19 protein-coding genes are annotated in these 21,607 nt (G+C 61.2%); 6 read left to right on the top strand and 13 right to left on the bottom strand.

All coding sequences use genetic code 11. From position 1 onward, the window contains the following. Positions 1–146 precede the first annotated feature (146 nt). From M2400_RS27830 to M2400_RS27820, 3 genes are all read left to right on the top strand, one after another. On the top strand, positions 147–1,397 hold the full coding sequence (locus M2400_RS27830) for an OprD family porin (RefSeq protein ID WP_177076684.1): 1,251 nt from the start codon (positions 147–149) through the stop codon (positions 1,395–1,397). Between the two features lie 119 nt (positions 1,398–1,516). After that, a complete protein-coding gene (locus tag M2400_RS27825) occupies positions 1,517–3,034 on the top strand; it encodes a M91 family zinc metallopeptidase (RefSeq protein ID WP_259200108.1) in 1,518 nt (505 codons plus the stop codon). Between the two features lie 134 nt (positions 3,035–3,168). Then, positions 3,169–4,068, top strand: coding sequence for a polysaccharide deacetylase family protein (locus tag M2400_RS27820; protein ID WP_259200195.1), 900 nt, complete (start codon positions 3,169–3,171; stop codon positions 4,066–4,068). A gap of 9 nt (positions 4,069–4,077) precedes the next feature. On the opposite strand, the gene M2400_RS27815 is transcribed toward M2400_RS27820, so the two are convergent. After that, complete coding sequence (locus M2400_RS27815; RefSeq protein WP_177048885.1) at positions 4,078–4,773, bottom strand: TrkA family potassium uptake protein; 696 nt, start codon at positions 4,771–4,773, stop codon at positions 4,078–4,080. After that, complete coding sequence (locus M2400_RS27810) at positions 4,763–6,091, bottom strand: TrkH family potassium uptake protein (protein ID WP_259200103.1); 1,329 nt, start codon at positions 6,089–6,091, stop codon at positions 4,763–4,765. The genes M2400_RS27815 and M2400_RS27810 overlap by 11 nt, the downstream gene beginning before the upstream one ends. Positions 6,092–6,351: 260 nt before the next feature. On the opposite strand from M2400_RS27810, the gene M2400_RS27805 reads away from it, so the two are divergent. Further along, a complete protein-coding gene (locus M2400_RS27805) occupies positions 6,352–7,965 on the top strand; it encodes a M91 family zinc metallopeptidase (protein ID WP_259200101.1) in 1,614 nt (537 codons plus the stop codon). 14 nt (positions 7,966–7,979) lie between these two features. Here the strand turns inward: M2400_RS27805 and pcaC are convergent, their stop codons facing one another. The 11 genes from pcaC to pcaR form a co-directional block, all read right to left on the bottom strand. Next, positions 7,980–8,378 (bottom strand): 4-carboxymuconolactone decarboxylase, encoded by a 399-nt coding sequence (gene pcaC / locus M2400_RS27800; protein WP_177048881.1) that lies wholly within the window; start codon positions 8,376–8,378, stop codon positions 7,980–7,982. Positions 8,379–8,462: 84 nt separating this feature from the next. Continuing rightward, the gene (gene pcaD / locus M2400_RS27795) at positions 8,463–9,254 is read right to left on the bottom strand and encodes a 3-oxoadipate enol-lactonase (protein WP_177048879.1); all 792 of its coding nucleotides are present in this window, start codon (positions 9,252–9,254) and stop codon (positions 8,463–8,465) included. Positions 9,255–9,264: 10 nt separating this feature from the next. Then, complete coding sequence (locus M2400_RS27790; RefSeq protein ID WP_259200067.1) at positions 9,265–10,629, bottom strand: 3-carboxy-cis,cis-muconate cycloisomerase; 1,365 nt, start codon at positions 10,627–10,629, stop codon at positions 9,265–9,267. A gap of 49 nt (positions 10,630–10,678) precedes the next feature. After that, positions 10,679–11,974 carry an MFS family transporter gene (locus M2400_RS27785; RefSeq protein ID WP_010176673.1) on the bottom strand — a complete coding sequence of 432 codons (1,296 nt, stop codon included), beginning with the start codon at positions 11,972–11,974 and terminating at the stop codon, positions 10,679–10,681. A gap of 180 nt (positions 11,975–12,154) precedes the next feature. Then, entirely contained in the window at positions 12,155–12,721 is a 567-nt protein-coding gene (pcaG, locus tag M2400_RS27780; RefSeq protein WP_177048873.1) for a protocatechuate 3,4-dioxygenase subunit alpha, read from the bottom strand. 1 nt (position 12,722) lies between these two features. Then, positions 12,723–13,427 (bottom strand): protocatechuate 3,4-dioxygenase subunit beta, encoded by a 705-nt coding sequence (gene pcaH, locus M2400_RS27775; RefSeq protein WP_259200043.1) that lies wholly within the window; start codon positions 13,425–13,427, stop codon positions 12,723–12,725. Positions 13,428–13,455: 28 nt separating this feature from the next. Then, positions 13,456–14,661, bottom strand: coding sequence for a 3-oxoadipyl-CoA thiolase (gene pcaF / locus M2400_RS27770; RefSeq protein ID WP_177048902.1), 1,206 nt, complete (start codon positions 14,659–14,661; stop codon positions 13,456–13,458). Continuing rightward, positions 14,658–15,440 carry a CoA-transferase subunit beta gene (locus tag M2400_RS27765; RefSeq protein ID WP_259200178.1) on the bottom strand — a complete coding sequence of 261 codons (783 nt, stop codon included), beginning with the start codon at positions 15,438–15,440 and terminating at the stop codon, positions 14,658–14,660. Before M2400_RS27765 ends, pcaF begins: the two co-directional genes overlap by 4 nt. Continuing rightward, on the bottom strand, positions 15,437–16,294 hold the full coding sequence (locus tag M2400_RS27760) for a CoA transferase subunit A (protein ID WP_177048869.1): 858 nt from the start codon (positions 16,292–16,294) through the stop codon (positions 15,437–15,439). The genes M2400_RS27765 and M2400_RS27760 overlap by 4 nt, the downstream gene beginning before the upstream one ends. A 148-nt stretch (positions 16,295–16,442) precedes the next feature. Continuing rightward, positions 16,443–17,789: an MFS transporter gene (locus M2400_RS27755; RefSeq protein ID WP_259200037.1), complete on the bottom strand. Its 1,347-nt coding sequence runs from the start codon at positions 17,787–17,789 to the stop codon at positions 16,443–16,445. A gap of 148 nt (positions 17,790–17,937) precedes the next feature. Next, positions 17,938–18,780 (bottom strand): pca regulon transcriptional regulator PcaR, encoded by an 843-nt coding sequence (gene pcaR / locus M2400_RS27750; RefSeq protein WP_003219833.1) that lies wholly within the window; start codon positions 18,778–18,780, stop codon positions 17,938–17,940. Between the two features lie 622 nt (positions 18,781–19,402). On the opposite strand from pcaR, the gene M2400_RS27745 reads away from it, so the two are divergent. Both M2400_RS27745 and M2400_RS27740 read left to right on the top strand, forming a co-directional pair. Beyond that, entirely contained in the window at positions 19,403–19,603 is a 201-nt protein-coding gene (locus M2400_RS27745; RefSeq protein WP_003219834.1) for a hypothetical protein, read from the top strand. Between the two features lie 311 nt (positions 19,604–19,914). Next, positions 19,915–21,390: an inorganic phosphate transporter gene (locus M2400_RS27740; protein WP_177048865.1), complete on the top strand. Its 1,476-nt coding sequence runs from the start codon at positions 19,915–19,917 to the stop codon at positions 21,388–21,390. Positions 21,391–21,607 lie beyond the last annotated feature (217 nt).

The following is a 21,607-nucleotide window of genomic DNA, read 5'->3' as shown; positions in this document are numbered from 1 at the left end:
AACCGGCCAGCCCTGCCGCGGGGCTGGTCCTGCAACTTGCGTTCGATCATCGCCCAAAACCCGCTCCACCCCAATTGAAACGCCCCCGCACCGCCCCGCACCATGGCCCGCACCTGCATAACCCCAATAACAACAGGTCCGACACCATGAGCATCCTTGACCCGCGCCAGCTATTGCTGGCAACCGCTGTTGCCAGTCTCGCCCTTCCCGTTCTCGCCGAAGAACACGGCTTTCTCGAAGACGCCAGCGCCAACCTCAACCTGCGCAACTTCTTCTTCAACCGTAACTTCACCAACCCGACCAAGGCCCAGGGCGGCGCACAGGAGTGGACGCAAAGTTTCATTCTCGACGCCAGGTCCGGTTTCACCCAAGGCACCGTCGGGTTCGGTATGGACGTGCTCGGCCTGTACTCGCAGAAGCTCGATGGCGGACGCGGCACCGGCGGTACCCAACTCCTGCCGCTGGACCGCGATGGCGAGCCCGCCGATAACTTCGGACGCCTCGGCGTTGCGTTCAAGGCCCGGATCTCGAAGACCGAAGTGAAGGTGGGCGAGTGGATGCCGGTGCTGCCGATCCTGCGTTCCGACGATGGCCGCTCACTCCCGCAAACCTTGCGCGGCGGGCAAATCACTTCCAAAGAAATCGACGGCCTGACCCTGTACGGTGGCCAGTTCCGCGCCAACAGCCCGCGGGACGACAGCAGCATGACCGACATGTCGATGTTCGGGAAAACCGCGTTCACCTCCGACCGCTTCAACTTCCAGGGCGGCGAATATGCCTTCAACGACAAACGCACCCAGATCGGCGTGTGGAACGCCCAGCTCAAGGACATCTACAGCCAGCAATACCTCAACCTGATCCACAGCCAGCCCGTGGGCGACTGGACCCTGGGCGCCAACCTCGGGTTCTTCTACGGCAAGGACGACGGCAGCGCCCGCGCCGGCGACCTCGACAACAAGACCTGGTCCGGCTTGTTCTCGGCCCGATACGGTGGCAACACCTTCTACGTAGGCCTGCAAAAACTCACCGGCAACAGCGCCTGGATGCGGGTCAACGGCACCAGCGGCGGCACATTGGCCAACGACAGCTACAACGCCAGCTACGACAACGCCCGGGAAAAATCCTGGCAGGTGCGCCACGACTACAACTTCGCCGCCCTGGGCATCCCAGGCCTGACGTTGATGAACCGCTACATCAGCGGCAGCAACGTACACAGCGGCACGGTGACCGACGGCAGGGAATGGGGACGGGAAAGCGAAGTGGGCTACGTGGTGCAAAGCGGAACGTTGAAAGACCTCAATGTGCGCTGGCGCAATTCCAGCATGCGCCGGGACTACAACAACAATGAGTTTGATGAAAACCGGCTGATCGTCAGTTACCCGATAAGCCTGCTGTAAGCCGGCGGCGCACGTGCTGAATCAGTTCGATGCAATACCGGGTGGAACCAGTCCCGCTCGATAGAGAACGTAGAGGTACACCTGCCGCACGTGTCGGCAGGCGATGCTCTCGCCCTCTGATGGCGCAGCTGAAAACCCACCCTCCCGACTTGAAGGCCACGCCATTGAACAGCATAGATTTTCGTCATCCGCCCGCCTACGATCCGCCCGTACGGTTACCACAGCATGTGCAGGAGCCCATTCAAATCAAGACCAGCACGCTGATCAATGATGGCAACCTGCACGCCAGCCGGGTGGTCACCTGGGATCTGGGGCACCCCGACCAAGCGGAAATACTGAATGACACCCTGCTGATTGAAACCGGCAATCACCCAGACATCGTGCACATCAGCAAACACCACAGTGGGCAGTTACGGGTCAGCGTGAACGGCCGATCCTATTGGCTTAAGCCCTCGGACACGCAGGATGGGCCGCCGCCACTGCTGCATATCAAGACCCAGGGCGGCAATGACCGGGTAAGGATTGACAGTGATGTCAGGCTTGCCGTCAAAGTCGAAGCCGGTGACGGTCACGACCACGTCCAGGCGGGCGGCGGCGCAACATGGCTGTTCGGCGGCGCGGGCAATGACACCCTTCGCCTGGCCGACGGCACAGGCTACGCCGAAGGCAATGATGGCGACGACCTGATCACGGGCGGCACCGGCAGCCACGTGATGTATGGCAACAACGGTAATGACCGGTTGTATGCCGGGGCTGGAACCTGCGGCAAACAGAGTTACCTGGGCGGTGGCCAGGGCAACGATCATCTTTACGCGGGCAATGGCCATACGGTCATCCATGGAGGCCGAGGCGATGATGTACTGGTGGGTCATGATCGGACCACGTTCTACACCGGCCAGGGTAACGACAGGGTTTTCTCCAATGGAGGCGAAAACCTCATCTATGGCAAGGCCGGCGACACGGTCTACGGTGCCCGCCGTTCAATCGTCAGCCAGGTAACACCCAGTACCGCAGGCGCCCAGGGCCTGGCCGTCGAAGGTTCGGACGCCTTCAGGCAGCGCGTCGCGGATGATCTTGAACTGCTGCGCAACTCACCCAGCGGCCAGGCGATGCTGATGGCAATGGATGCGGCGGCCAGGAAAAACGGTGGGCCCGTCACGATCAAGGAAGAACTTCATATCGATGACAGCCAATACGTTTTCGATAGCGAGGAATTGAGGGCGTGGCTGCAACACTCGCCAGTCGATACCGACGACCCTATTGAAGGTGCCATCAAAAACGGCGTACCCGGCTCTAGTGCAACTCAGGCTTATATCCGTTTCAACCGGACGTCCTTACACATCACCCCTGGCAATGTCGCCCCCCCCTTGACCACGCTGTACCATGAACTGGCGCACGCCTATAACGGTGCCAACGGCACGTTTCTTCCCGGGTTCATGCTGGAGGGGCATCCAGGCGAGTCGCCAGGGTACGTGGCCAATAACGAACGCCAGGCGGTCGGCCTTGAAACTGACGCCCCGCCGTTCGACTTCGATAACGACCCCGCCACGCCAGCCACGTCAACCAACCCCAAACCCTTTACCGAAAATACGTTGCACGAAGAAATGGGCAGGCCCTTGCGCCGTCGTTACTCCTGACACGTTGTGCGATAACCGGCTGGTCGTCAGTTACCCGCCAAGCCTGCTGTAAAGCCTCGCGGGACTTGCTGTATGGTGCGCGTGTCATGGATGACCCGAACCAGCAGCCAACGTCTTCGAGTCCGCCGTCCACCATGAAACCCTTCGCCCTCGCATCGGCCCTATGGGTCCTGGCCCTGAGCCTCAGCGGCTGTATCAGTCCGCCCCTGGCCCTCACACCGCAGACCGAACAACGCCTGAAAACCGAGGCGCCAATTCGTTTTTTGCTGACCTTCGATGACGGCCCCAGCGCTTCGGGTTTTATGAACCCCAGCCGTTCGGTGATGGCTGACCTGGCGAATAACCCGATACAGCCGGGCATCAAGGCGGTGTTCTTTTTGCAGACCGAGGCGCCCCGCTCTGGCGGCAACCCACGGGGTCGCAAGACCATGGAGCGGGAATTCGCGGCCGGCCATATCCTGGCCTTCCACACCGCCACGCCGTGGCACAGCAATCATCGCTCGCAGAATCCGGTTGAGCTGGAGCACTACCTCAGCCTGGGTTCGTCGACCCTTCAGTCCATCACCGGCCAGCCGCCCACGCTGGTACGCCCGCCATTCTGGAACTACGACAAACGCACCTTCGCCGCCTACCAGCAGCATGGGATGCACGTGCTGCTCACGGACCTGAGTGCGAATGACGGGGTGATCTGGGTCTTCAACGGCAGCCCGCGTCGTCGGGAAAACCTGATACGCCAGTTGTCGGTACTGCGCGAGCGCATTGCCAAGGGTGAGTTACCGACCGTGGACGGTGTGATTCCGGTGGTGGTGACCTTTCACGACATCAACCGCTACACCGCCTGGCACCTGAAGGAATACCTGCAAATCCTGATGGACAGTGCGCGCATCAACGGCGTACCCGTCGCCACGCAGCCGTTCTATACCGACCGGGCGGCCTTGCAGCGCGCCGCCATGGCCCGCACGGTAAAGAACGCCGACGAAGTGGTGCATCTGCCGGGCGTGTGGAACTGGGTGTGGGACGCGGACTCTCACTGATCGCTCGGGTCAGCTCGAGTGGCCGGCAAATTTCTGGATCAGATGCGTCGGGCCGGACACGATCAGCAGATCACCCGGCAGCACCAGGGTGCTCGGAGTGGCATGCTGGAAATCCTGGCTGGCGCGCTTGAGCCCGACGATCGTCACGCCGAATTTTTCGCGGATCTGCCCGTCGGCCAGGGTGTTGTTGTGACACGACAACGGGGAATGAATCTTCGCGATGGCAAAACCGTCGTCAAACTCAATGAAATCAATCATCCGCCCGGTAATCAGGTGAGCAACCCGCTCGCCCATTTCCTTCTCCGGGTAGACCACATGATGGGCGCCAATGCGCTGGGCGATCTGCCCGTGCTCGGCGGTGCGGGCCTTGACCCAGATATCCGGGATCCCCAGTTCGGTCAGGGCCATGACGGTCAGCAGGCTGGCGGACAAGTCGGTGCCAATTCCCACAATAGCGTGGGCAAAGTCGGCAATCCCCAGTTGGCGCATGACCTGCAGGTTGGTCGAGTCGGCCTGGGCCGCGTGGGTCAAGAGATCGGCCCACTCATGCACCGGCGCAGGGTCGCTGTCGATCCCCATCACATCATGGCCCAGGCGCATCAATGATTGGGCCACCGAGCCACCAAAGCGGCCAAGCCCGATCACCACTACGCTGTCGCCTTTGGCGAAAGAAAAGCGTTCTGAAAATAACAAGTTAGCCAACAATTGGATGTTCCTCCGGGTAGCGGTACGGCATGCGGTGCTCCCCCAGCGCCAGCGAGGCCGCCAGGGTAATAGTGCCAACACGCCCGATGTACATCAGCAGGGTCAGCACCAACTGGGCCGAGGTGGGGAGATCGGCGGTAATGCCGGTGGACAAGCCCACGGTGCCAAACGCCGAGATGACTTCGAAAATCACCTGGTCGGTGGGCAGCGCGGTTTCACGCAGGATAAACAGCGTCGCCAGCACGATCAGCGCGCTGCTCAGCACCAGCACCGTAATGGCCTGGCGCTGGGCCGGGGCGCCAACTCGCCGGCCAAATGCCTCGCAGTCACTGTTCCCGCGAATTTCGGCAATCACCAGCAAGGCCAGGATCGCGACCGTGCCAACCTTGACACCACCGGCCGTGCCCGCGCTGCCACCGCCGATGAACATCAGGAAGTAATGCACGGCCCAGCTTTCCGGGGTCAGTGCGCCAATCTCGATGGAATTGAACCCGGCAGTGCGGGCGGAAACCGAAGCAAATGCCGCCGAGAGCAGTTTATCGGCCACGGCCATCGGGCCCAGGGTCGCCGAATTGTCCCACTCGAACAGCAGCAGCGTGAGCAACCCGAGCATCAGTAAAATGGCGGTGCCGGCCAGGGTGAGCTTGGTATGCAGTGACCAGCGACGGGGCTGATTGAACCGGCTGCGCAAGTCGTACAGCACCGGAAAACCAATGCCGCCGATTACAATCGCCGCCATGATCGGCAGCAACACCCAGCCGTCTGCGGCATAACGCATCAGGCTGTCGGGATAAATCGAGAACCCCGCATTATTGAACGCCGATACCGCATGAAACAGGCCGCTCCATGCCGCGTCGCTCCATGGCTGGCCATAGGCAAAATGAAACCTGAGGGTGAGCCAAACGGCCGCGACGAGTTCCAGGGCTAACGTCACCACCAACACCAATTTGGCCACGCTGGTAATGTCGCCCACGCCCAATGAGCGCGACTCCAACTGCGCGACCATTTTGGTGCGCAGGCGCAACCGGCTGTTCACCATCAAGCCGAGCAACGTGGCCACCGTCATGATGCCGAAGCCACCGAGCTGGAACAGCAGAAGAATCACCGACTGACCGAAGGTCGACCAGTACGTGCCAGTGTCCACCACCACCAACCCGGTCACGCAGACGGCGGACACCGCCGTAAAGAAGGCCGTCACCCAAGGAACGGCTGCGCCTTCAGCCTGGGAGATTGGCTGCATCAGTATGAAGGTTCCGGCCAGTATGGCGGCCAGGAACACCAGGGCAACTACCCTTGCGGGATGCAGCAGTAGTTTCATCGGGTATCAGGGCTCGGGGCGTAACAGAGAGGGCCATAGCGCAGGATAAACACGACGCGCCATAGGAGCTGTAGGAAGAAGCCGTCACTCATTATCAGCATAGCTGAAACACTCAAGTGCCCATCCGTAGGACCGTCTACTGCGTTGCACAGCCTCGCGACGACAGGTAACAGTAATCGCCCCAACATCCCGAGTGCCATGAGGAACTCGCCCCCAAGTTCCGCCACACAAAGGGTATATCCACACAGAGATAAGACCCCATGAATATGTCTCCCCTTCTCGGTTCGCCGGCACTCAACCCACAGGTGATATCACCTGCACCGACAGATTCGAAGGCGTCCTCACCGCCAGTCCCCGTGGTCATCACCGGCAAATCGTCGCGATATATTGGCCACGACAGGCCGCTGGACTTCTTGTATTTCTCTGCCGACTCCAGGCTCACCCCGGACCAGAATCCGTGGGATAAAAACGAGAAAAAGTACGTCAATACCGACGTATTGCGACACGACCAAAATGTGAAGATCTACCAGGAGATCACCTACGTCAGTAAAAACGGACAGCCTGTGGGCTCTACCGGTAACGAGTTCGTCATCGAGACAGGCAACCAAGCCGACAAGGTGATCATCAAAAAAGGCCCGGACCACAGCCTGATCGCTCTCATCAACAAAACACCCTACCAACTGAACCTGCTTCGCTCCCCTGACGGCAGTGAAACTCAACCCCTGCGCATCAGAACAAACGGCGGCGACGACTGCGTTCTGATCGACCCTCAGGTTGCGAACGATATCCGCATCGAATTGGGTGACGGCAACGATTACGCCAGGGCCGGCGCGGGCAACACCCGACTCTACGGCGGAGCGGGCAACGACACCCTTAAACTCGGCAGCGGCAACGGCATCGCGTTCGGCGACGATGGCAATGATTTGCTGATCGCAGGTTCCGGTAACAGCGTTCTCAAAGGCAACAACGGCAACGACCGTATGCAAGCCGGCCGAGGATCACCGGAACGCCGCCTGTTCATGGACGGCGGTGATGGCCATGACTTCATGATTGTCACCCGCAATGACACCGACATCCCGGCAGTCATACACGGAGGCAAAGGTGAAAATCTGATCGTGACCCATGGCCCCGCCACGATCTATACCGGGCGCGACCGGAACATTGTCAGGTCCGATAACGACGACACCGTCATCTACGCCAAGACTTCGGACGAGATTCACCGCACGCCAGGTTCCACACGCGTTCACACACAACCCGATCAGGCGGGTAAAAGTGGCTACATCATTGAAGGTTCTACCGAGTTCAAACAACGGGTAGAGGACGATATGGAGTTGCTGAGAATGTCACCGCAGGGCAAGAAAATGCTCGGTGCTGCCGACGCCACGGCCCAGCGCAACAACGCCCCGGTTCGCATCACTGAATTCACGGGCGATAACGGTGTTTATTATTTCAATAACGCCGCGGTTCGCAGCCATCTGGCAGCAGGTGAACCCCTTGAAACCCTGGCACCCGCGGCCCAAGGCCATATCACCGATCATCAGCGCGGCGCTGTCGCCACCGCCGGGGAAATACAGTACAACCCCTCCTTCTCGCTTGATGAGGACAGCGCGCCGGTCAACGCCCTCTATCACGAAATGGCCCATGCCTATAACGGTGCAACCGGGACCTTCCTGCAGGGCGACACCGCCATACCGCAGAACCCCGAAGGTGAACCCAACGCTGAACGACAAGCGGTAGGCTTGCCTACCGCCACGCAGCCGTTTGACTTCGACAATCACCGCGCGACCGCGCCCACGACTACCAATCCCACGCCCTTTACGGAAAACGCCCTGAGGGACGAAATGGGACGCCCATTACGCGGCCATTACACGTAACAGGCACCGCTCACTCAGGCCGAATCGCGCGACTCCACACCGAGTTCGTCCCACACTGACTCGGCCAGATGAAACGTCGCGTTGGCCGCCGGAATCCCGCAGTAGATCGCGCTCTGCATCAGCACTTCCTTGATCTCGGCGCGGGTCACGCCGTTACTCGCGGCGGCCCGCAGGTGCAGCTTCAGTTCTTCACTGCGGTTCATGCCGATGAGCATGGCGATGGTGATCAGGCTGCGGGTATGCCGGGGCAGGCCCGGGCGGGTCCAGATATCACCCCAGGCGTGGCGGGTGATCATTTCCTGGAACTCGCTGTTGAACTCGGTCAGGGCATTGAGGCTGCGGTCGACATGGGCGTCGCCCAGCACTTCGCGGCGCACTTGCAGCCCGTCGGCATAACGTTGTTTCTCGTCCACAAAAAGCTCCTCATGCAACTATCGACGACAGGCACCTACCTGTGGCGAGGGAGCAAGCTCCCTCGCCACAGGGTTTAGCGATACTCAGCGGGCTAACAGAAATTCCAGTACGCGGTCGCTGAACGCCACACCGGCTTGCACGTTGGACAGGTGCGCCGCGTAGAACTCGGCATACTCGGCGCCCCTCACCTGCTCCTGGATAAAGTGCCCACCGGAAGGCGGTGTGACCGCATCTTCAGTGCCGGCAATCACCAGGGTCGGCACCTTGATCAATGCCAGTTGCTCGCGCAAATCCGCGTCGCGGACCGCCGCGCAGTTGGCGGCATAGCCTTGGGGATTGGTCGCCGCCAGCATGTCGGTGATCAGCTTGGCTTGATCAGGATGGGCGTCGGCGAAATCGGCGGTAAACCAACGTGCGATCGAGGCGTCACGCAGGGCCACCATCGCAGCCGAGCCGTCCCGCAGGACCATCTCGATGCGCGGGTTCCAGATCTCGGGCGTGCCAATTTTCGCGGCGGTGTTGCACACCACCAGCCGGCGCAGGCGCTCACCGGCATTGATGCCCAGCCATTGGCCGATCAGGCCGCCCATGGACAACCCGCAAAAATGCGCGCGTTCGATCTGCAACGCATCCAGCAACGCCAATACGTCATGGCCCAACTGCTCGATGCTGTAGGGGCCTTCTGTCACCAGTGACTTGCCGTGGCCACGAGTGTCGAAACGCAGCACCCGGAAGTGCTTCGTGAACGCCTCGATCTGGATGTCCCACATGTGCAGGTCGGTGCCCAGGGAGTTGGACAGCACCAGCACCGGTGCGTCTTCGGGGCCATCGAGTTGGTAGTTCAGTGCGCCATCGGCGAGTTGTACAAATCCCACAGCAGCCTCCTCAGGCAGTCAAAGCAAAATGTTCGGCCACGGCCCGGGTGACCCAGGTTTGCGCCTGGCCCAGGTAGTGCGCCGGGTCCAGCAGGCGATCAAGTTCGGTGGCCGAGAGCTCGGCCGTCACTTGCGGCTCATCCCCCAGCACCGCCCGCAGGTGGCGCCCGTGCGCGACGGCGCGTTTGCAGCATTGTTCCAGCAGATGGTGCGCAGTTTCGCGGCCCAGGCGTTGGGCGAGGACGATGCTGACCGCTTCGGCCAGCACCAGGCCTTGGGTCAGGTCAAGGTTTTGGCCCATGCGCCCGGGGTCGACTTCCAGGCCTTCGCTGACCAGCAGCGCCTGATGCAACGCACCGGAGACCAGCCGGCAGATTTCCGGCAAGGTCTCCCATTCGGCGTGCCACAGGCCCAGGCTGCGCTCGTGCTCCTGGGGCATGGCGCTGAACATCGTCGCCACCAGGCCGGGCACGCGGGTGGCGGCGCTGATCAGCACGGCGGCGCCCACCGGGTTGCGTTTGTGGGGCATGGTCGAGGAGCCGCCTTTGCCGGGTGCCGACGGTTCGAACACTTCCGCCGCTTCGGTCTGCATCAGCAGGCTGATGTCGCGGCCGAGTTTGCCCAGGCTACCGGCGATCAGGCCAAGCACCGAGGCGAACTCCACCAGGCGGTCGCGCTGGGTATGCCAGGGTTGTTCCGGCAAGCCCAGTTGCAACTCGGCGGCCAGCGCTTGAGCCACCGGCATCGCCTGTTCGCCGAGGGCCGCCAGGGTGCCGGAAGCACCACCAAATTGCAGCACCAGCAAGCGCGGCTTGAGTTCGCTGAGGCGTTGCCGACTGCGGCTGACTGCACCGAGCCAGCCGGCGATTTTCATGCCCAGCGTGACCGGCGTTGCATGCTGCAACCAGGTCCGGCCAGCCAACGGGGTTGCGGCATAGCGTTGAGCCTGGGCGGCGAGGATGTCACCGAGCCGCGCCAGGTCATGTTCGATCAATTCGACCGCGCTGCGCAGTTGCAGCACCAGGCCGGTGTCCATCACATCCTGGCTGGTAGCGCCCAGATGCACATAACGTTCGGCGCCGGCATCTTCGCTGGCGATCAACTTGCCGAGGGCCTTGACCAACGGAATCGCCGAATTGCCTGCCGTGGCAATCGCCTCGCCGAGGGCATCAACGTCGTAGAGAGAAGCCAGGCAGGCCTGGGCAATGGGTGCGACGGCCGCGTGCGGGATCAACCCCACCTGGGCCTCGGCCCGGGCCAGCGCCGCTTCGAAATCCAGCATGCCCTGCAAGCGCCCCTGGTCGCAGAACACTTCGGCCATGCCGTTGGCAGTGAAATAGGCGTCGAACAGTTGGTTGCTCGTGCGCATGCTCATAAAACATCCCTAGGTGGCGCATACCCGGCAACGGGCATGCGCCAGCCGGTTACAGATCGTGGTGCAAGTACGCCGCCTCTTTGGGCAGGCGCAAGCTGAACAGGAACGCCACCGCCATCATCGCCGTGACGTACCAATAGAAGGTGTTCTCCATGCCCAGGGACTTCAGGCCCAGGGCCACGTACTCCGCCGAACCACCGAAGATCGCGTTCGCCACCGCATACGCCAGGCCCACGCCCAGTGCACGCACTTGTGGCGGGAACATTTCGGCTTTCACCAGCCCGCTGATGGAGGTGTAGAAGCTCACGATGGCCAGGGCCAGGGTGATCAGCACAAACGCCAGGAACGGGCTGCTGACGGTTTTCAGGGTCAGCAGGATCGGCACGGTGAACAGGGTGCCCAGGGCGCCGAACCACAGCATCGAATTACGCCGGCCGATCTTGTCTGCCAGCATGCCGAACACCGGCTGCATGCACATGTAGAAGAACAGCGCGCCGGTCATGATGTAGCTGGCCGTCTTGGCGTGCATCCCGGCGGTGTTCACCAGGTACTTCTGCATGTAGGTGGTGAAGGTGTAGAAAATCAGCGAGCCGCCGGCGGTGTAGCCGAGCACCGTGATAAACGCCGCCTTGTGATCGCGGAACAGCGCGGCAATGCTGCCGGCGTCCTTGTCTTCACGCATTTCCTTGCTGGTGGTTTCTTTCAGGGTGCGACGCAGCAACAGCGAGATCACGGCCGCGATGGCGCCGATCACGAACGGAATCCGCCAGCCCCAGGCCCGCAGTTCTTCTTCGGTGAGGATCTGTTGCAGGATCACCACCACCAGCACCGCCAGCAGTTGCCCGCCGATCAGGGTCACGTACTGGAACGAGGCGAAGAACCCGCGCTGGCCCTTGAGGGCGACTTCACTCATGTAGGTGGCGGTGGTGCCGTATTCGCCGCCGACCGACAGGCCCTGGAACAACCGGGCCACCAGCAGCAAGGCCGGGGCCCAGGCGCCGATGTCTTTGTAGGTGGGCAAAAACGCGATCACCAGGGAGCCGGCGCACATCATCAGCACCGAGATCATCATGGAATTCTTGCGACCGTGTTTATCCGCCACCCGGCCGAACAGCCAGCCGCCGATGGGACGCATCAGGAAGCCGGCAGCGAACACGCCAGCGGTGTTGAGCAGTTGCACGGTGGGGTCGTCCGACGGAAAAAACGCCGGGGCGAAGTAGATGGCGCAGAAGGCATAGACGTAGAAGTCGAACCATTCGACGAGGTTGCCGGATGAGGCACCGACAATCGCAAAAATCCTTTTGCTGCGTTCTTCTCCGGTGTAGTGGCTCGTTTTTGTTGTCATGTTTTTTCACTCAGTGGGAACGGTTATAGCCTAGACATACTTTGCAACAACCATGTTCCGCAAGCAGACTTTTGGATATTTGTTGCCTGGGCTGGCCTCATCGCGGGCAAGCCCGGCTCCCACATTTGGAATGCATTCCCCTGTGGGAGCTGGCTTGCCTGCGATAAATCCCCCGCCAACTCAATAATCGAAGAACACCGTTTCTTCGTCTGTGCCCTGCAAAATCACATTCCACTGATACACACCCGCCGCATCCGCCTTGGCGATCAACGTGCGCCGCCGCTCCTGGGGCACACACGCCAGCAGCGCGTCATCCCCATTCAGCGCCTCACCGTCAAAGTAAATCCGCGTCAGCAGGTGCTTCACCAATCCACGGGCAAACACCAGCACCACCAGGTGCGGCGCCTGGGTCGTGCCTTTCAACCCCGGCACGCTGCCCGGCTTGATGGTGGTAAACCGAAACCGCCCTTCGGCATCCACCGGCACCCGGCCAAAACCTTCGAAGTTCGGGTCCACCGCCTTGTCCTGGTCATCTTCGGGATGGTCGTACTTGCCGGCTGCATTGGCCTGCCAGACTTCCAGCATGGCGTCGTTGACCACATCGCCGTTGCCATCCACCACCTGCCCGGTGATCGCCACACGCTCACCGAGGGTTGCTGCAACGGTCAGGTCTTCGCGGTTCAGCCAGGTCAGGCCGATGTGGTAATACGGCCCGACGGTGTGGGAAGTAGTCGCGTTGAGGCTCATCTCATTTCTCCATCGGCGTGGCGTCGCGGCCGCGCAGGACGATGTCCCAGCGGTAGCCGAGGGCATAGTGCGGAATGGTTTTTTCCAGATCGAACGAGGCGATCAGGCGTTCCTTGGCGGACGTATCCGGGACGCAGTTGTAGATCGGGTCGTAGGCCAGCAGCGGGTCGCCGGGGAAGTACATCTGCGTCACCAGCCGCGTCAGCACACTCGGGCCGAACAGCGAGAAGTGGATATGCGCCGGGCGCCAGGCGTTGTGGTGGTTGCCCCACGGGTAGGCACCGGGCTTGATGGTCTGGAACTGGTACCAGCCATCGGCGTCGGTGACGGTACGGCCGGTGCCGGTGAAGTTCGGGTCCAGCGGCGCGTCGTGCACGTCGCGTTTGTGGTTGTAGCGGCCGGCAGCGTTGGCCTGCCAGATTTCCACGAGGATGCCGGGCACGGGCAAGCCGTTTTCATCCAGCACACGCCCGTGAATGATGATGCGCTCGCCCAGGGGCTCGCCTTCGTGCTGGGCGGTCAGGTCGTTGTCCTTCTCGTTGATCCGCTCGGCACCGATGGTCGGGCCGGTGATTTCCGACAGGGAATGGGGCAGGAACACCAACGGCTTGGACGGCGAACGCAGGTTCGTCGACTGGTAGGCCGGGTGCAGGTAATCAGGCTGAGTACCCGCTTGCGGGCGCCGGTATCCGGGCTTGTCACTCATGGAGCAATCCTCTTTATTTTTGTGGGTCTCAAACGCGTTCGATCGCCAGGGCCAAACCTTGGCCAACCCCCACACACATGGTCGCCAGGCCTTTGCTGCCGCCGGTTTTTTCCAGCTGATGCAACGCGGTCAGCACCAGGCGCGCGCCGCTCATGCCCAGCGGATGGCCGAGGGCAATCGCGCCGCCGTTCGGGTTGACCTGGGGTGCGTCGTCGGCAATCCCCAGTTCCCGCAGTACGGCCAGGCCCTGGCTGGCAAAGGCTTCGTTGAGTTCGATCACATCAAAATCGGTGACCGCCAGGCCCAGGCGCTCCACCAGTTTGCGCACCGCCGGCACCGGGCCGATGCCCATTACACGTGGCGCCACACCGGCGCTGGCCATGCCCAACACCCGAGCGCGGGCAGTCAGGCCATGTTTTTTGACGGCTTCGGCGGAGGCCAGGATCAGCGCGGCGGCACCGTCGTTGACGCCCGAGGCGTTGCCCGCGGTGACGGTCTTGTCGGGGCCGTTGACCGGCTTGAGTTTGGTCAGGGCCTCCAGGGTGGTATCGGCCCGTGGGTGCTCGTCGTGCTCGACCACGGTTTCGCCTTTTTTGTGGGCGACCCGCACCGGCACGATCTCTTCAGCGAAGAAGCCGGCGGCCTGTGCAACGGCGGTACGTTGCTGGCTGCGCAGGGCGAAGGCGTCCTGGTCGGCGCGGGAAACCTGATAGTCGTCGGCCACGTTGTCGGCGGTCTGCGGCATCGGGTCGACGCCGTACTGGGCCTTCATCAACGGGTTGATGAAACGCCAGCCGATGGTGGTGTCTTCCAGCTTCATGTTGCGCGAAAACGCTGCATCCGCCTTGCCCATCACGAACGGCGCGCGGGACATCGACTCGACGCCACCGGCAATTGCCAGCTCCATCTCGCCGCTGGCGATGGCGCGGAACGCCGTGCCGATGGCGTCCATGCCCGAAGCGCACAGGCGGTTCAGGGTGACGCCGGGAATGCTCTCCGGCAGGCCGGCCAGCAGCGCGGCCATGCGGGCGACGTTGCGGTTGTCTTCGCCGGCCTGGTTGGCGCAGCCGAGGAACACTTCGTCCACCGCATTCCAGTCCACCGACGGGTTGCGTTCCATCAGGGCCTTGATCGGCAGCGCCGCCAGGTCATCGGCGCGCACGGTGGACAAGCCACCGCCAAAACGGCCGATGGGGGTACGAATCGCGTCACAGATAAATACGTCGCGCATCAGGCTTCTCCGGGGGCTTGGCCGTGGGCGGCAGCGGTGCGTGCTTCAAGGTCGCGCAGGGCAGTCAGCTCAATCTCGGAGGGCTCGGCGCTGGTGGTCACCTGGTCGGCGAAGCGGATCGCCCAACCGGTGGCGGCCACTACTTGCTCACGGGTCACGCCGGGGTGCAGGGCGGTGACGACAAACTCGTGGCTGCCCTCCTCCGGTTCCATGATGCACAGGTCGGTAATAATCCCTACAGGGCCGGCGCCTGGCAGACCCAGGCGTTTACGCGAGTCGCCGCCTTCGCCGTGGCCAACCGAGGTAATGAAATCCAGTTTGTCGACAAACGAACGGGCCGACTGCTTGAGGATGATCAGCACGCTCTTGGCGGAGCCGGCGATCTCCGGTGCGCCACCGGCACCCGGCAGGCGCACTTTGGGCTGGTGATAATCACCAACCACGGTGGTGTTGATATTGCCGAAACGGTCGACTTGGGCCGCACCGAGGAAGCCGACGTCAATGCGCCCGCCCTGCAGCCAGTAGCGAAAAATCTCACCGGTCGGCACTACGGTGTCAGCGGTTTCCGCCAGCTCGCCGTCACCGATGGACAGCGGCAGTACCGACGGCTTGGCGCCAATCGGGCCGGACTCGTAGATCAGCACCACGTCGGGCGACGACGTCAGGCGTGCCAGGTTGGCGGCCTTGGAAGGCAGGCCGATGCCGACGAAGCACACCGAACCATTCTTCAGGCGGCGCGCGGCGGCGACGGTCATCATTTCGTTGGTGGAGTAAGCCATTATTTGGCCTCCTGCGCGGTGGCCAGCTTGGCCTGGAATTCACTGAAGTTGGCGGTGCCGTGGATGTATTCGTTGATCCACGCGGTAAACGTCTCACGGTCCCGGGCGATCGGGTCCCAGGCCTGGTAGAAACGGTTATCACGCTCGGTGTAACCGTGGGCGTAGGACGGATGCGCGCCGCCTGGCACGTGGCACACGGCGGTCAGGGCCCAGGTCGGTAATACACAGGCGTTCATCGGCGCGTTGAGGTCGTCGACGATCTCTTCGACGGTCACGATGCAGCGCTTGGCCGCCAGGGCCGCTTCCTTCTGCACCCCGAGGATGCCCCACAGCAGCACGTTGCCCTTGCGGTCAGCCTTTTGCGCGTGGATCACAGTGATGTCCGGGCGCACCGACGGCACCGCTGCCAGCACTTCGCCAGTGAACGGGCAGGTTACGGTCTTGATCAGCGGGTTGACCTTGGGCAGGTCGGAACCGGCGTAGGCACGCAGCACCGCAAATGGCAGGCCGGAGGCACCGGCGACGTAGGCATTGGCCAGGTCGGCGTGGCTGTGCTCTTCGATCTCCAGCGGTTGCGGCCACTGTTTTTCAACCGCGTCCCGCAAGCGATGCAGGGAACCCACACCCGGGTTGCCACCCCAGGAGAAAATCAGCTTGCGTGCACAGCCGGCGCCGATCAACTGGTCGTAGATCAGGTCGGGCGTCATGCGCACCAGCGTCAGGTCTTTCTTGCCCTGACGAATGATTTCATGACCTGCCGCCGTAGGAATCAAGTGAGTAAAGCCTTCGAGTGCAACGGTGTCACCGTCATTCACGAACTGCTTCACGGCCTCGGCCAGGGAAAGGATTTCAGCCATGGGGTTGGGCTCCCGGTATGGATCGAAAAAGGCGCTGGAGGCAGCGCCGAAGTGCTTGAAGATTAAGCCGGGGGTCGGGGCCAAACAATCCGATAATCGACTGAGTGTTCGATTATCGAACGGATTGTTGTCTTGCTATCGGTCGGCTTTACGTCGCGTCTGCATGGCTGACCATGCCCTTGATCACCACCGCCGTGGTGGCCAACGCCGCCGGAATCACCAGGGCCGTCAGCACCTGTTCGAAGTTCCAGCCCAGGCCCAGCAAGGTCGCGCCCATCCAGGCACCGAGGATCGCGCCAAAACGGCCGATGCCGAGCATCCACGAGACACCGGTGGCGCGGCCTTGGGTCGGATAGAAACGCGCGGCCAACGACGGCATCGCCGATTGCGCACCGTTGACACACATCCCGGCGATCAGCACCAGGGTCGCCAGCAGCGTGATATTGCCCAGGCTCTGCCCCACCGCGTAGGCAAATACCCCGGCCAGCAGGTAGAAGGTGCCGATAACTTTGTGGGGATTGAACCGGTCCATCGCCCAGCCCACACCGACCGCACTCAACACGCCGCCAAACTGGAACAAGGCGCCGATAAACGCGGCCTGTTCCATGCTGGCGCCGCTGTCGCGCATCAGGGTCGGTAGCCAACTGGTAAGCAGGTAAACAATCACCAGGCCCATGAAGTAAGTCAGCCACAGCAGCAAGGTGCCGGCGCTGTAGGTGCCGGAGAAGATCACCGCGAATACGTTGCGCGCCTTGACGGTTTTTTGCTCGGGCACGCTGAAGCTTGAGGCCTGGGCGACAACGGCGGGGTCAATGGGCGCGAGGGTCTTGCGCACCTTGTCGGTGCCGCGATTGCGCACCACCAGGTAACGCGCCGATTCCGGCAGCCAGAACAGCAACACCACGGCGAGGATCAACGGCAAAATTCCGCCAATCATCAGCAAGCTGTGCCAGCCGAAGGCCGGAATCAACTTGGCCGAGATAAACCCGCCGCCTGCCATGCCCAGGTTGAAGCCGCAGAACATGCTGGTCACCAGCAAGGATTTATGGCGTTCCGGGGTGTATTCGGAAAGCAGCGTCGTGGCGTTCGGCATCCCGGCACCCAGGCCCAGGCCGGTGAGGAAACGCAGAATCAGCAATTGATCAACGTTGCTGCTGTAGGCCGATGCGAGACTGAAGGCACCGAATACCAGCACTGCCCCTACCAGCACCACCTTGCGCCCAAAGCGGTCGGCCAACGGGCCGGACCCCAGGGCACCGAAGACCATGCCGATCAACGCGGCACTCATCACCGGGCCGAGGCTGGCGCGCTCGATGCCCCAGTCCTGGGACAGCGCCGGGGCAATAAAGCCCATGGCGGCGGTGTCGAGGCCGTCGAGGAACACAATGAGAAAACACAGGATCACCACCCGCCACTGATACCGCGACAGCGGTTGGGCGTTGATGAAGGACTGAACGTCCAGGCACGTACCGACAGCAGGTGAAGGCTGATTCATTATTTTTATTTCCACACCGATGGGCGGGCGAACGACGTTGGGTCGTCATTATTATTGGGGCGGCGCCATGAAGCGCTGCCGCACATTAATAAGCCTGGGGAAACACCGTCAATTCATCCGGCCGGTATCTGTGCGATCACCGAACAGCTTAGGCAAACAGCTGGGCACTCAACTCCTGGCTGGCGCTGAGCATGCTCGGCAGGAAACGCTGCTCCAGCTCACTGCGGCTGACCCGCCCGGCATGGGTGCTGACATTCAACGCCGCCAGCACCTGGCCGGAAGCGTCGTACACCGGCACGGCGATGGAACGCAGGCCCTGCTCCAGTTCCTGGTCGACAATGCACCAGCCCTGTTGCCGCACTTCCTGCAGGCATTCGAGCAAGGCTTGCGGGGTGGTGAGGGTGCGGCTGGTCTTGGTTTGCAGGTCGGCGTGGTCGAGGTAGTCCTGCAGCGAGGCGTCATCGAGTGCCGCCAGCAGGATGCGGCCCATGGAGGTGCAATAGGCCGGCAGGCGCCCGCCCACCGACAGGTCGACGGAAATCAGGCGCTGGGTGGTGGCCGAGCGGGCGATGTAGAGGATGTCGTCGCCCTCCAGGGTCGCCATGTTGCAGGCTTCGTGAAGTTGCTCGCTCATGCGGTCCAGATAGGGCTGGGCCGATACCGCCAGGGGCGTGGACGACAGATACGCGTGGCCGAGGGTCAGCACCTTGGGCAGCAGCGAGTAGGTACGCCCGTCGGTGGTGGCGTAGCCGAGTTTGATCAAGGTATGCAGGCAACGGCGTACGGCAGCGCGGGGAATTTCGGTGCGATGGCTGATCTGGGCGATGGTGAGGTGGCGCTTGCGCTCCTGGAACGCTTGCACCACGGCCAGGCCACGTGCCAGGGAAGTCATGAAGTCCGGATCACCGGTAAACGCCTGGATGCGCTTGGCCGGTGAAGCAACGATCGGCGGCGCCACTGATGCGAAGGAGTTGCGCAATTGATCGTTCATGTGGGGTCCTTTCTCTTGTTTTTAACCGCTGCGGGAGGGTAACCGCTATTACAAGCCGCCATGCAATGGGTACACAAGGCAGGGCAGCCAACATTGTGCGATTATCGGACGATCATTCGATTATCGCAATTTGACACTGCCGGCCGGTGCCGGGCCCAAATCGGCGCGCCACTTGACCTGTTTTCAAAATCGACTGATGTACGAAAGAACTTAAGGTTTATTTACCGCCTGTAAAACACCGCACAATTTATGGCGCCAATAGTTCAGCAAGTACCCCACATGCGCACGTAACAAAACCCTCACACAAAGTTGACGATTTTTAACTTGATGATGATAGTGTTATTCAAACGCATCGCTATAATGCATCCTGTGTAGAGGCCAGCCTCGTCTAGCCCCCGAGGACGAACCTCACCCAGCCATGCACTGGCTTTGTGCAAGCTGCGCCGCAAGTACCTGACACTCATTTCAAATGCCTGCCAACTGCTTGTGGCTGAGAAAAAGAAAACTGTTGCTACGACAGCTGTTCTTCTCCGGTATCGTGGCCGCGCGGAATAAGGAAATGTTTTGTCCTTCCTGGCATCGCGCTTCACCGGAATCAAACTCAACTCAATTAGGTAACAATGTGACGAAAGACGAACTGCGCGCGGAACTTGAGCGCCAGGAACAACGTTACAAGGATGTTTACGGCGGGGAAGTCACCACCTACGCCGCCCAGCCAGAACCTGAACGCAAGCCATGGCGCAAACGAGCCAGTCTGCTCGATCAGGCCTTTGCCCAGGAAATCCAAAAGATTGAACAGGACCTCAAAGCCGAAGAGCCATAAGCGATTCGGGTTGAGCAGTCACAAGTGCCATCTCTCTGCCAGTACTGCGCTGGTGGAGGGAAGCCCCTTTTGGCCGTCTTAGCGAAATTTCATACAATTGTTTCAGATATGCCTTCCCGGTGCTTAAACCCAAATATTTCACAAATCTTCTTTATAAATCAAACACTTGCCAAAGCCACGAAAACAGCGGGATGCGCGCCTCGCCCCCATTTTTTTTCGTTGAAGAATGTTACCGATGAGCAGCTAGTGCATTGATTACCGATGTTTTCTGGCATAATCGCGCCCCCTTACGACCGGGTCAGAAAACCTTCATGATCGATTTATTCAGCGGACTGGATGCTTGGGTTCTCGTGAGCCTGTTGCTCGCCCTGGCCTTTGTCCTCGCCTTCGAGTTCATCAATGGCTTTCATGACACCGCTAACGCGGTTGCCACAGTCATCTATACCAAAGCCATGCCTCCGCATCTGGCCGTGTTCTTCTCCGGGGTGTTCAACTTCCTCGGCGTGTTGCTCGGCGGTGTCGGTGTTGCCTATGCCATCGTGCACTTGCTGCCGGTGGAGTTGCTGATCAATGTGAACACCGGCCACGGCCTGGCCATGGTCTTCTCATTATTGGCAGCGGCGATCACCTGGAACCTCGGCACTTGGTACTTCGGGATCCCGGCGTCCAGCTCCCACACCCTGATCGGTTCGATCCTTGGTGTCGGCCTGGCCAACGCCCTGATCAACGACATCCCGCTGGCTGACGGCGTGAACTGGCAGAAAGCGATCGATATCGGCGCCTCGCTGGTGTTCTCGCCGATGGCCGGTTTCGTGGTGGCAGCCCTGGTGCTGCTGGGCCTGAAATGGTGGCGCCCGCTGTCGAAGATGCACAAGACGCCGGACCAGCGCCGTAAGCTCGACGACAAGAAGCACCCGCCGTTCTGGAACCGCCTGGTACTGGTGATTTCGGCCATGGCCGTGAGCTTCGTGCACGGCTCCAACGACGGGCAGAAAGGTATCGGCCTGATCATGCTGGTGTTGATTGGTATTGTGCCGGCACAGTTTGTACTGGACCTGGGCAGCACCACTTACCAGATCGAGCGTACCCGCGACGCCACCCTGCACTTGAATCAGTTCTACCAGCGCAATCATGAAACCCTCGGTGAGTTCCTTGCCCTGGGCAAGAGTGTGCAAAACGATCTGCCGGGCAAGTTCCAGTGCAATCCGCAGCAGACTGAGCCGACCATCAACGCCCTGCTGGGTACATTGAAAGGTGTCTCTGACTACCATTCGTTGACCGCCGAGCATCGGATTGAAGTGCGCCGTTATCTGTTGTGCCTGGATGACACCGCGAAGAAGGTTGGCAAGTTGCCTGGCCTGGATGCGCGTGAGAAGTCGGACCTGGACAAGTTGCGCAAGGACCTGACCGCTACCACGGAGTACGCGCCGTTCTGGGTGATCCTGGCGGTAGCGTTGGCCTTGGGCCTGGGCACCATGGTGGGCTGGAAGCGTGTGGTGTTGACCATTGGCGAGAAGATCGGCAAGCAGGGCATGACCTATGCCCAGGGCATGTCGGCGCAGATCACCACGGCCAGCATGATTGGCTTGGCTAACATCTTCAGCCTGCCGGTTTCTACGACCCATGTGTTGTCTTCGGGTGTGGCGGGGACCATGGTGGCTAACAAGAGCGGGCTGCAGGGCGGCACCGTCAAGACCATTCTGATGGCTTGGGTGTTGACCTTGCCGGCGACTGTGGGCCTTTCGGCCGGGTTGTTCTGGTTGGCTTCCAAGGCGTTGGGTAGCTGACAGGTCTTTGGCTTGTGAAGAAGGTGCGACCTGTGAGGGTTGCGCCTTTTTTTATGGCTGGGGTTTGGGTGTATATCCGTTTTTTGGGTGATGGCTGATATGGGTTCCGCTCTTACAGCGGCTCACTTTTGACACAGCGGCCTACAGGCCGGCTTGAGTGTGGTGAAGCAAAGGCAACATCAAAATCAAAAGCTACAGCGGGCACGGTCAAAAATGT

The organism is Pseudomonas sp. BIGb0558 (assembly GCF_024807515.1).
GTDB classification, from domain to species: domain Bacteria; phylum Pseudomonadota; class Gammaproteobacteria; order Pseudomonadales; family Pseudomonadaceae; genus Aquipseudomonas; species Aquipseudomonas yamanorum_A.
The sequence above is the reverse complement of the archived record's forward strand: the minus strand, read 5'-3'. Positions and strand labels throughout refer to the sequence as shown.

Excerpts from the sequence above, each read along its gene's own strand:
- M2400_RS27830 (WP_177076684.1), top strand. The coding sequence starts at position 147 with ATGAGCATCCTTGACCCGCGCCAGCTATTGCTGGCAACCGCTGTTGCC.
- M2400_RS27825 (WP_259200108.1), top strand. The coding sequence starts at position 1,517 with ATGGCGCAGCTGAAAACCCACCCTCCCGACTTGAAGGCCACGCCATTG.
- M2400_RS27820 (WP_259200195.1), top strand. The coding sequence starts at position 3,169 with ATGAAACCCTTCGCCCTCGCATCGGCCCTATGGGTCCTGGCCCTGAGC.
- M2400_RS27810 (WP_259200103.1), bottom strand. The coding sequence starts at position 6,091 with ATGAAACTACTGCTGCATCCCGCAAGGGTAGTTGCCCTGGTGTTCCTG.
- M2400_RS27805 (WP_259200101.1), top strand. The coding sequence starts at position 6,352 with ATGAATATGTCTCCCCTTCTCGGTTCGCCGGCACTCAACCCACAGGTG.
- M2400_RS27790 (WP_259200067.1), bottom strand. The coding sequence starts at position 10,629 with ATGAGCATGCGCACGAGCAACCAACTGTTCGACGCCTATTTCACTGCC.
- M2400_RS27785 (WP_010176673.1), bottom strand. The coding sequence starts at position 11,974 with ATGACAACAAAAACGAGCCACTACACCGGAGAAGAACGCAGCAAAAGG.
- pcaG (WP_177048873.1), bottom strand. The coding sequence starts at position 12,721 with ATGAGCCTCAACGCGACTACTTCCCACACCGTCGGGCCGTATTACCAC.
- pcaH (WP_259200043.1), bottom strand. The coding sequence starts at position 13,427 with ATGAGTGACAAGCCCGGATACCGGCGCCCGCAAGCGGGTACTCAGCCT.
- M2400_RS27760 (WP_177048869.1), bottom strand. The coding sequence starts at position 16,294 with ATGGCTGAAATCCTTTCCCTGGCCGAGGCCGTGAAGCAGTTCGTGAAT.
- M2400_RS27755 (WP_259200037.1), bottom strand. The coding sequence starts at position 17,789 with ATGAATCAGCCTTCACCTGCTGTCGGTACGTGCCTGGACGTTCAGTCC.
- pcaR (WP_003219833.1), bottom strand. The coding sequence starts at position 18,780 with ATGAACGATCAATTGCGCAACTCCTTCGCATCAGTGGCGCCGCCGATC.
- M2400_RS27740 (WP_177048865.1), top strand. The coding sequence starts at position 19,915 with ATGATCGATTTATTCAGCGGACTGGATGCTTGGGTTCTCGTGAGCCTG.